Here is a 10,465-nt window from a genome sequence, read left to right as displayed (position 1 = left end):
CTGGAGGATCCGGGCTCCACGGCCCTCGCCCATTACAACCTGGGGCTGGTGGCGCGGAAGCTGAACGAGCCGGAGACGGCCCGCGAGCACTTCCGGGCCGCCCATCGTTCGGCCGAGGACCCCAAGATCCAAAGGCTGGCCGCCGACCGGCTCCCGGAGCGGGAGGCTGCCCGCACCGACCGGTCCCCCTTCTCCGGTCTCGTCTCCCTGGGCGGCGGCTACAGCGACAACGTCACGCTCCAGCCCGACGACGGCCCCATCACCAGCGGCCGGAGCGACACCTTCCTGGAAGCCCTGGCGGCGGGCACCTACCAACTGCGCGGGGATCGCTCAGAGGGCCTGCAGCTCAAGGCCAGCGCCCTGGTGCTGGACTACGCGGACCGCGACGCCTTCGATCAGACCTACCTCCGGGCGGGCCTGGAATGGGACCGGAATCCGGGGCCGTGGGCCCTGGACCTGGCCGCCTACGCCGACTGGATCACCCTGGGAGGCGACCCCTTCGAGCGGGTGCTCACGGGCGAGGTGGACGCCCGCCGCACCGTGACCCCGGCTCAGGACCTGCGCCTGCGCTACCGCCTCGGCCTCGTGGACGGAGCGGACCGGTTCGAGCACCTGTCCGGAACCCGGCAGCGGGCGGATGTCGAATGGCAATACGCCGGCGGGGGCTACGCACTCACGGCGGGCTACCAGCTGGAGTACAACGACCGCGACGACCTGCCCGACGCCAGCGTGTCGCCCACCCGGCACCAGGGCTCCCTGGAGGCCCAATGGGAGCCCGCCCGGGATTGGCGGGCCACGCTGGAGGGTTCCTACCGCTTCAGTCGCTACCACGACCCCCATCAGACCCCCTCCGGGCCCGTCACCCGTGAAGACACCCGTCTCCGCGGCGAGGCCGGCCTGTCCCGGCGACTCCCCTGGAGCCTGTGGGCCCGCCTGGAATACCAGTACACCCGCAACGACTCCAACATCGATTTCGCCGATCCCAACTACGAGTACGAGGCCAACGTGTACTCCCTGGCCGTGGAGCGGTTCTTCTAGGCCCACGCAGGTCCCCCGCCTCCCAGGGCGGGGCCCGGGCCTTCTTGCGCGCCGCCGGAACGGTACAATGGGCCGGCCTTACCACCAACGGGGCGCCGCCCCAGCGAGGGAGAACCATGCCGCGCTTCAAGGGGGAACCGGACTACCGCCACGGCAGCCCGGAATGCACCGGGGTGCTGCTCACCAACCTGGGCACCCCGGATGCCCCGGACAAGCCGTCCCTGCGTCGCTACCTCCGGGAATTTTTGTGGGATCCCCGGGTGGTGGAGGTCCCCCGGCCCCTGTGGTGGCTCATCCTGCACGGGGTCATCCTGCGGACCCGCCCGGCCCGCTCCGCGGAGTCCTACCGTCAGGTCTGGGACACCCTGGGGGAGGGCTCGCCCCTGCTGGCGGTCTCCCGCCGCCAGCGCGAGGGGCTGCAGGCGCGGCTGGAGGAGCGTTTCGCGGGCCCGGTACGGGTGGCCCTGGGCATGCGCTACGGCCGGCCTTCCCTGGCGGAGGGGCTGGCGGAGCTGAACCGCGCCGGGGCCCGGCGCGTCCTGGTCCTGCCCCTGTATCCCCAGTACTCGGGCTCCACCACCGCCTCTACCTTCGACGCCGTCACCACCGAGCTGCAACGCTGGCGCTGGGTCCCCGAGCTGCGCTTCGTCCAGCACTACCCCAAGGACCCGGGCTACATCCAGGCCCTGGCCGCCAGCGTCCGCGAGCACTGGGCCACCCACGGCGAGCCCGACCGCCTGGTGATGTCCTTCCACGGCGTGCCCAAGCGCTACCTGCTGCAGGGCGACCCCTACCACTGCGAATGCCAGGCCACCGGCCGGCTGCTGGCGGAGGCGCTGGGGCTCGAGGAGGGGCGCTGGCGGGTGACCTTCCAGTCGCGCTTCGGCCGCGCGGAGTGGCTGCAGCCCTACACCGACGCCACCATGCGCACCCTGCCCGGAGAGAGGGTGAAGCGGGTGGATGTGATCTGCCCCGGCTTCCCCGCCGACTGTCTGGAGACCCTCCAGGAGATCAACGACGAGAACCGGGAGTACTTCCTGGAGGCGGGCGGCGAGGAGTTCCACTACATCCCGGCCTTGAACGACCGCGCCGACCACCTGGACGCCCTGGCCGACCTGGCGGCGCGCCACAGCCGGGGCTGGCCGGAGCATTCAGACTGGGACGAGGAGCGGGTCCGGGAGGAGGCCGAAGCCCGCCGGGAGCGGGCCCTCGGCATGGGCGCCGAGCAATAAGCGGCGGATTCGCCGGGCAATTACCGCCCCGTGCGCTCCTGTCGCAGGAGTAGGGGCTCACTTTAGTGAGCGAGCCCTACGCAGGCCTCTGACCCCGAGGAATGGATCGCTCGCTAAAGCGAGCTCCCACAGGTGCTGGCGGGTGCCTGCTACCCCCGCACCACATTGGCGCGCAGCTTGTCCCCCACCGCCGTGGCCATCTGCCGCCACTGCTCCGCCAGCTCCGGCTCCAGGTGCGCGTCCACCGTCGCCCCGAACAGCTCCAGCCAGCGGTCCAGCAGCCGATTCGTGATCCCCCGCCCCTGGTGGGCACCGATCATGTCCACGAAGGGCGGCTCCTGCATCCGCCCCCCCATGGCCAGCCACCAGTAGCCGATGACCTTCTCCTCGTGGGCGGCCTTATCCGGAATGCCGGTGAAATAGGGGCCCAGTTCGGGATCGGCCCGCAGCCGCTCGTAGAAGTCGTGGACCACGGCTGCCACGCGGGCGTAGCCAATCTTGTCGCACAGCGGTTCCAGCTTGCGGACCATGGCGGACCTATTCCCCGGAGGAGTCGGCCGGGGGCTTGGCGCGGTATTCGCGCTCGGTGCTGAAGGGCACGCCCTGCTCCTCCCAGGGCCGCAGGTCCAGGTGCTCCTGGTAGACGTAGTACTGCAGGCCCTTGATCAGGGTGTAGCACATGATCAGCAGCAGGATGCCGAAGGGGAAGCCGGTGGTGATGGAGGCGGTCTGCAGCGCGGTGAGGCCGCCCCCGATCAGCAGCACCGCGGCCACGATGCCCTCGGACACGGCCCAGAACACCCGCTGGGCGGTGGGCGGGTCCGCCTTGCCGCCGGCGGTAATGATGTCGATCACCAGCGAACCGGAGTCGGAGGAGGTGACGAAGAAGGTGATCACCACGACGGTGGCCAGCAGGCTGGTGATGACGGCCAGGGGCAGGTGGTCCAGGAAGGCGAACAGGGAGCGTGCCACATCCTCCTCGGCCACGGCGGCGATGCCACCCTCGCCCACCATCTCGATCTGCAGGGCGCTGTCGCCGAAGATGGTCAGCCACACGAAGGTGACCAGGGTGGGCACGAACAGCACCGCGGCGATGAACTCGCGGATGGTGCGTCCGTAGGAGACCCGGGCGATGAACATGCCCACGAAGGGCGACCAGGCGATCCACCAGCCCCAGTAGAACACCGTCCAGTCGTTCTGCCACTGGGTGTGGGTGTAGGTCTCGGTCCAGGTGGCCAGGGTGGGGAAGTTCTGCAGGTAGAAGCCCAGATTCTCCACGAAACCGTTCAGCAGGAACAACGTCGGCCCCACCAGCAGAACGAACAGCAGCAGCAGCCCGGCGATCACCATGTTGGTCTCGGAGATGCGCCGGATGCCCTTGTCCAGGCCGGAGACCACCGACACCGTGGCGATGGCGGTGATGACCGCGATCAGCAGGATCTGCACGGGCAGGCCCTGCTCCAGCCCGAACAGGTAGTTCAGGCCCCCGTTCACCTGCTGCACGCCCAGCCCCAGGGAAGTAGCCACGCCGAACAGGGTGGCGAGGGTGGCCAGGATATCGATCACGTGGCCCGGCCAGTCGTAGATGCGCTCGCCCAGGACCGGGTAGAAGGCCGAGCGGATGGACAGCGGCAGGCCGCGGTTAAAGCCGAAGAAGGCCAGACACAGGCCGACGAAGGCGTAGATGGCCCAGGCGTGCAGGCCCCAGTGGAGGTAGGAGATGCCCATGGCGTCCTCGGCGGCCAGCACCGTGCGCGGGGCGGCCTCGTGAGGGCTCTGGGGCGGGTCGATGTAATGGAAGATGGGCTCGGCTACGCCGTAGAACACCAGGCCGATGCCCATGCCCGCGGAGAACAGCATGGCGAACCAGCCGATGTAGCTGAACTCGGGCCGGGCCCCCGTTCCCCCCAGGCGGATGCGCCCGAAGCGGGTGAACAGCAGGACGATCATGAACACCAGCAGCACGTTCACCGCCAGGACGAAGAACCAGCCGGTGTAGGTGGCGATGGTGGCCTGGACCGCGCTGAACACCTCCTCCGCAACGTCCACATTGGCGATGGTGACGGCCACGAACACCACGATCAGGGCCACGGCGACGAAGAACACCACCGGGTTCAGGTCGATAACGGCCCCGCCCCGCCGGTTCCGGAGCACCAGGTTTTCCATGGGCACACGCCTCCTGCTTCCGGGCCGTTCCAGCCCGGCCGAACGGTTGCCGGCCCTGCCGGTCCGGACTTCCGCAATTGCCAGTTGGGGTTACGAGACTCTACCAGCCCCGCCCCTTGCCGGCCAGCAAGGGGGCGGGCAGGGGTCAGGGCGCGCGCCAGGCCCCCACGGCGAGGAGCAGCCAAGCGACGATGAAGGCCGTGCCGCCCACGGGGGTGATGGCCCCCAGCCAGCCGGGGCCGCCGAGGGCCAGGCCATAGAGGGTGCCGGCGAAGATCACGATTCCGGCGAGCATCACCCAGCCGGCGGCCCGCAGCCAGGGGGTGGGACCGAGGCTCAGGACCACCAGCCCGATCAGCGCCAGGCCCAGGGCGTGGTAGAAATGGTACTCCACGGCGGTGTGGAACACCTCCAACAGGCGGTCACCGAGGCGGTCCCGCAATCCGTGGGCGGCGAAGGCGCCGAGCATGACCGCCAGGGCGCCGTTGAGCGCCCCGAGCAGCAGGAACAGTCGGCCTGCGGGCATGGATCCTCCTTGTAGGACGAAAAATAGGGAGCTTCCCCCCTGTCAGCCCATCCCCCGCTTCTCCAGGTAGCGCTGGTGGTACTCCTCGGCGGGATAGAAGGCCTCGAAGGGCACGATCTCGGTGGCGATCTCCGCCCGGAAGCGCCCCTGGGCGCGGTCCCGGGAGGCCCGGGCGGCGGCCTCCTGCTCGGCGTCGTGGCAGAGGATCACGCTGCGGTACTGGGTGCCCACGTCGGGGCCCTGGCGGTTCACCTGGGTGGGGTCGTGGACGGACCAGAACACCTCCAGCAGGTCCTCGTAGCGCACCCGCTGCGGGTCGTACTCCACCTGCACCACCTCGGCGTGGCCCGTGCGGCCCGTGCACACCTGCTCGTAGGTGGGGTGCTCGGTGGTGCCCCCGCTGTAGCCCACGGTCACGTCGGTCACCCCTTCCACGCGCCGGAAGGCGGCCTCCACGCCCCAGAAACAGCCCGCTCCGAAGGTCGCCATCGCCATGTTGGCCTCCTTGGTCCGGTTCGGCGGAAAGGCCCCGTCACTCCACGGGCGGCAGGCGCTCCATGAGGTAGCACAGGCAGTCCTGCCGGATGATGGCGGGATCGTGGCTCAGCATGGAGGGCATCACCGGCAGCCGGGTGCGCAGCTCGCCCCGATCCAGGCTGAAATAGCGCTCCTCCACCCGCGCCCCCCGTTCGTCGTGGGCGACCACGTAGTCCCCGGCCCGCTCGCCGCTCCCGCGCACCTCGGCCAGGCCGGTGCCCGCCGGCAGGTCGCGGAAGTTGAGCCGGTCCAGGTCGTCGCGGAGCACCAGGTCGCCGCCCTCGAAGCCGAAGTCCAATTCCCCGCGCACGTACACCGTGGCCACCGTATGGTAGAGGTCGTAGTCGTGCGGCGCCACGGGGTCCGCCGGGATGTCCCGCAGGTGCAGGGCCGCGTCCACCAGCTCGGCGGCCTGGGCCGCGCCCTCGGGCTGCCCCGGTCGGCCGCACTCCACCGTGGTGGCCGGCGCCAGGTCGGCGAAGGCGTTGGACTGCACGCTGTCGGGCCGGGTGAAGTAGACCACGGTGCGGCTGAACAGGGTGGCCAGGTGCAGGAATTGGTGGTCCAGGCGGTTGATGCAGGCGTAGTGGGGATTGCGGCCCGTGTTGTTGTGGATGTCGATGCTGGCGAACACCCCCCGCGCCGCCATGCGCTCGCGCACCCTCGCCGCCAGGGCGTGCTCGGGGGTGCCCCCGCCCCGCCAGACCCGGTTGTAGTCCGGCTGGCCCGGCAGGTGGCGCTGGCCGGTGCGGGCGGCCGCCACGTTGCCCACGAACAGGCTCAGCGCCCGCGGCAGCGGCCCGCCGTGGTAGGACCGCAGGACCCGCTGCATCGCCTCCCAGCCGGTGGTCTCGTTGCCGTGCAGGAGCACGGAGACGAACAGAGCCGGCTCCCGCCGTCCCGGCAGATGGATGAGGGCCGGGCCGCCCAGGGCATCCGCCAGCTCGCGGGGCCCGAGCTCCAGCAGCCCCGCGGGCAGCCCCTCGTACTCCCGGAGCCCGGGGTATGCCGGTCTCGCGCGCTGGCTCGCCTCCGTGTCCACCACTGCCTCCCTCGGTTCGGTTGCTCCCCGCGGCCTCGCCGCTAGACGGGCCACTCGTGCACGGGCGCGCCGCGGTCCTGATGGGTGCGGTAGGCGGCCACCAGGGCCGGGAAGTCCCGCCCATAGGCCTCGGCGTAGGCGATCTGCCAGGCGGCCCCGGTGCGCCGCCGCCGCACCCGCTCGCTCAGGATCTCCAGGTAGCGGTCGATGTCCGCCCCAGCGCAGCCCAGTTCCTCCAGGCCCTCCCGGGCCCGGGCCAGGAGCCGCTCCCGCAGCAGCTCGCCCAGGGGCCGCCGCTTGCCGTCCAGCCAGGTCAGGTTGGCCCGCAGGCCGTGCTTGGCGGCGGAATAGAAGTTCTCCCGCGCGGTGGCGAACTCCAGGGCATCCTCCGGCGGCGCGGGCCGCTCCGCCAGGTGGCGGATCAGCCCGTAGAACAGGGCCGCATTGGCCAGGGTGTCGGGCACGCTCGGCCCGGCGGCCACCACCCGGTGCTCCAGGCGCAGGTGCGGGGTGCCGTCCGGGTCGAAGCCGAGCAAGGGCCGCACCCATCGCCAGATGGTGCCGTTGTGCAGGCGCAGGTGCGCCAGGTGCGCGGCGGGCTCCTCCAGGTCCACCGGCAGCAGGATCGGATAGTGGGCCCGGTTCTCCTCGAACAGCTCCAGCAGCGAGCGCCGCACGTAGCCGCTGCCGAAGGAGGCTCGCTTCACCGGCCCGAAGGCGGCGCCGCCGAATCCCCCCGCGGCCACCGCCTGTTCGAACAGCGGGATGCGCGTCTCCCGCCACAGCCGCTTGCCGAACAGGAAGGGGGCGTTGGCGGTGGCCCCCACCAGCGGGCCCGCCAGCACCAGGGCCGCATTGTAGTAGCGGGCGGCCCGCTCGGGGTCCAGCTGCAGGTGGAGCTGGAAGGAGGTGGTGGCGGCCTCGAGCATCACGTCGCGGTGCTCGGTGTGCAGGAACTCGGCCCCCTGGATGTCCAGCTTCAAGGGGCGTCCCCGGCGCAGGCGCATGATCTGCTCGTTGAGGGCCCGGTAGCGCTCCTGCCCCGACATGTTGGCCAAACCGAGCATGGCGTCGGTCACCGTGGGCAGGATGCCGATCATCACCGGGGCGGCCTCCAGCCCGGCGGCCGTGTTGCGGCAGCGGCTCCAGTGGGCGGCCAGCTCCGCCTCCATGCGCTCCAGGGCGTCCCCGGTCAGGGGACGGGGCTCGGCCCCCAGCTCGAAGTTGAAGCGGGCCAGCTCCGGGCTCACCGCCTCCAGGCCCACCCGCGCCAGGAAGGCCTCGTTGACCGGGGCCGGGGCCTGCTCCCCGTTTACCAGCCAGGCCTCCAGCTCGTAGCCCCCCATGGGGCCGCGCCGGGAAAGGCCGCCCGACCGGAACAGCTCCCTGAGCCGGTCCGTCTCCGCGTCCAAGCGTTGGGCGAACCGGTCGAAATCCCGTTGGCCGAATCGGCCGCCCTTGATCTCGCGCCCCATGGCCGGCCTTTCCCGGAGGGGAAGTTGACGACCAGTATACATTCTTCCGCCTCCCCCGTGTCTTCCGGCGGCAGCTAGGGATTTTTCCCCATGGAAGCTTCCAAACCCCTAAGGGGATGAGAAAAACCGGGTTCCATGGTCTAAATGGGAAAGAGGCGTTGCGTCCCGGGTGCCCCTCCCGGGCACGTAGTCCCATGGAATTGAACGAGATCGCTGCCTGAGGAGGCACAGCATGTACGACGTCCGCGCCATCCGGTCCATGTATCCGCATCCCATGCCGGCACGCTGTCTCCATCTCACGGAGCGCGGCTACTGCGTCGGCGGGGCCATCCAGTGCTATGTAGACCGCAAGGAGGTGCCCTTCGGCGGCGCTTTCCCCAGCCCGCACACCCTGAGCGCCGTGCTGCGGCGCGCCAACCCGCGCCTGAACCGCTTCGAGGCCCGCACCCTGGCCGGCCAGATCACCTCCGCCAACGACACGGGCGAGTTCGAGCGGGCCTGGGAGCGGGCGCGGGAGGCGCTGTCGCTGCACTACGAGGAGGGGCTGCCCGAGACGGCCCGGAAGATCCGGCCGCGCGAAGGGGAGCCCGCCAGCCCGCCGGTGGTCGACGCGCCCCACGCTTCCGGCTAGGGTGGCACCCGGGACCCGGTCCCGGGGGGAGGTGCAATGCTGTGGCGAACCATCCGGGCCTACTTCCTGCCCTCGGCGCACCCCGGCCTGGAGCCGGTGAAGGACCGCCACGGCGAGGAGCTCTTCCCCAAGCGGGATGAGTACGGCGAGCGGGTCGAGGACCAGGAGCTGGAGGTATGGGCCAGCCACCGGGCGGACCGCCGGCGGGAGCGCAACCGGGCGCTGGTGCGGCCCTACATGGGGCTGTACATCCGCCGGTGGGCGGTGCTGGGCGGCTTCCTGTGGGCCGCCAGCGAGCTGCTGGGGTGGGCCGGACTGCCCCTGGGCTCTTGGCTGGTCTTCTCCGGGGCCGTGCTGGCCTTCCTGATGGTGGTCATGCTGCTCCTGCTGCGCCAGGAGATGAGCTCCTAGCCGTTCGCTCCACTCGGGCTTTTTCCTCCGGGCAGGGGGCCGGAACGCGTTCCGCGCCAGCCCCCCTGCCCGCCCCTCGAAGCCCCGGCCTGCTGCTTGCCCCTCCGCGCTGCCCGGACCCCGCAGGGCCGTTCCGTCACGGGGCCGGCGCCCTGCGCAGCGGGGTATGCTTTCCCAGGGACAACAGCGCCTGGAGGCTCCGGGCGGCGAGGGACCGAAGAGAACGGCGACCTCGTTGACCACCGGCGGCTTTTCCAGCGGGGTTTGGATGCGAGGCGGGGCCGCCCCGCCGGGAACCCGGGGCCTCCGCGCTGATCTATAAGGGAAACCCTCCCCTTCCCCGCAGCTTCCAGGATGGCCGTGAACGATCGACCCCCCGTCCATACCGACGACTTGCAGCTCCTCCTCGCCACCCTGCCCCCGCCCCTCCGGGAGCGCATGGACGACCTGCCCCACTCGGATCTGGTGGAGGTGGTCCTGGACGTGGGCCGGCCCGCCCAGGCCCGCTACCCCGACCGCGCCGTGGACCTCACCACCGGGGCGGTGACCCGCGAGCACATCGACCGGGTGGTGGCCTCGGTGGGCGAGTTCAGCGCCGACAACCGCGCCGGCATCGAGGGCACCCTGCACCGCATCTCCGCCATCCGGAACCGGCAGGGGCGCATCATCGGCCTGACCCTGCGGGCCGGGCGTGCCGTGTACGGCACCGTGGAGCCCATCCGCGACCTGGTGGAGTCGGGCCGGGGAGTGCTGCTGCTGGGCCGGCCCGGCGTGGGCAAGACCACCATGCTGCGCGAGGTGGCGCGCATCCTCGCCGACGACCTCAACAAGCGGGTGGTGGTCATCGATACCTCCAACGAGATCGCCGGCGACGGCGATGTCCCCCACCCCGGCATCGGCCGGGCCCGGCGGATGCAGGTCCCCCACCCTGACCAGCAGCACGCGGTGATGATCGAGGCGGTGGAGAACCACATGCCGGAGGTGATCGTCATCGACGAGATCGGCACCCGCGAGGAGGCCACCGCCGCCCGCACCATCGCCGAGCGCGGCGTGCAGCTCATCGGCACCGCCCACGGAAACACCCTGGAGAACCTGGTGGCCAACCCCACTCTCGCCGACCTGGTGGGCGGGGTGAAGACGGTCACCCTGGGCGACGAGGAGGCCCGCTTCCGCGGCACCCAGAAGACCGTCACCGAGCGCCGCGGCCCGCCCACCTTCGAGTCCGTGGTGGAGCTGCCCAGCCGCCACGAGATGCTCGTCCACCCCGACACCGCCCGCTCCGTGGACGAGCTGCTGCGCGGCGTCCACCCCCGCCCCCAGCGCCGCACCGCGGCGCCCCACGGCCAGCCGGCCGAGGAGGAGCGGCCCCCGCCGCCCGCCCCCGGCGGCCACGCCGGGGCCCCGGAG

General features: G+C 71.2%; 11 protein-coding genes. 5 read left to right on the top strand and 6 right to left on the bottom strand.

The genetic code is table 11. From position 1 onward, the window contains the following. Together ACLFRB_RS10815 and hemH are read left to right on the top strand one after the other, a co-directional pair. Nucleotides 1-1,038: hypothetical protein (locus ACLFRB_RS10815; protein WP_411069024.1), on the top strand; the 1,038-nt coding region annotated here is incomplete at its 5' end. Between the two features lie 116 nt (nt 1,039-1,154). Further along, nucleotides 1,155-2,270, top strand: coding sequence for a ferrochelatase (hemH, locus tag ACLFRB_RS10810; protein ID WP_411069023.1), 1,116 nt, complete (start codon nt 1,155-1,157; stop codon nt 2,268-2,270). Between the two features lie 149 nt (nt 2,271-2,419). Here hemH and ACLFRB_RS10805 read toward each other — a convergent pair whose 3' ends face one another. From ACLFRB_RS10805 to ACLFRB_RS10780, 6 genes are all read right to left on the bottom strand, one after another. Beyond that, a complete protein-coding gene (locus ACLFRB_RS10805; RefSeq protein WP_411069022.1) occupies nt 2,420-2,800 on the bottom strand; it encodes a group III truncated hemoglobin in 381 nt (126 codons plus the stop codon). A 7-nt stretch (nt 2,801-2,807) separates the two neighbouring features. Next, a complete protein-coding gene (locus ACLFRB_RS10800; protein ID WP_411069021.1) occupies nt 2,808-4,436 on the bottom strand; it encodes a BCCT family transporter in 1,629 nt (542 codons plus the stop codon). Nucleotides 4,437-4,581: 145 nt separating this feature from the next. Beyond that, nucleotides 4,582-4,962, bottom strand: coding sequence for a DUF423 domain-containing protein (locus ACLFRB_RS10795; protein WP_411069020.1), 381 nt, complete (start codon nt 4,960-4,962; stop codon nt 4,582-4,584). Between the two features lie 42 nt (nt 4,963-5,004). After that, entirely contained in the window at nt 5,005-5,457 is a 453-nt protein-coding gene (gene msrA, locus ACLFRB_RS10790) for a peptide-methionine (S)-S-oxide reductase MsrA (RefSeq protein ID WP_411069019.1), read from the bottom strand. Between the two features lie 37 nt (nt 5,458-5,494). Further along, complete coding sequence (locus ACLFRB_RS10785) at nt 5,495-6,541, bottom strand: M14 family metallopeptidase (RefSeq protein WP_411069018.1); 1,047 nt, start codon at nt 6,539-6,541, stop codon at nt 5,495-5,497. 41 nt (nt 6,542-6,582) lie between these two features. Beyond that, complete coding sequence (locus ACLFRB_RS10780) at nt 6,583-8,016, bottom strand: glutamate--cysteine ligase (protein ID WP_411069017.1); 1,434 nt, start codon at nt 8,014-8,016, stop codon at nt 6,583-6,585. 232 nt (nt 8,017-8,248) lie between these two features. On the opposite strand from ACLFRB_RS10780, the gene ACLFRB_RS10775 reads away from it, so the two are divergent. From ACLFRB_RS10775 to ACLFRB_RS10765, 3 genes are all read left to right on the top strand, one after another. Beyond that, complete coding sequence (locus tag ACLFRB_RS10775; protein ID WP_411069016.1) at nt 8,249-8,647, top strand: hypothetical protein; 399 nt, start codon at nt 8,249-8,251, stop codon at nt 8,645-8,647. 36 nt (nt 8,648-8,683) lie between these two features. After that, nucleotides 8,684-9,058, top strand: a complete 375-nt coding sequence (locus ACLFRB_RS10770; protein WP_411069015.1) for a hypothetical protein — start codon at nt 8,684-8,686, stop codon at nt 9,056-9,058. 354 nt (nt 9,059-9,412) lie between these two features. After that, nucleotides 9,413-10,465: AAA family ATPase (locus ACLFRB_RS10765; RefSeq protein WP_411069014.1), on the top strand; the 1,053-nt coding region annotated here is incomplete at its 3' end.

Origin of the sequence: Thiohalorhabdus sp. (assembly GCF_046545655.1) — a bacterium.
GTDB lineage: Bacteria > Pseudomonadota > Gammaproteobacteria > Thiohalorhabdales > Thiohalorhabdaceae > Thiohalorhabdus.
Note: the sequence above shows the minus strand (reverse complement) of the source record. Positions and strands in the feature narration are given on the sequence as shown.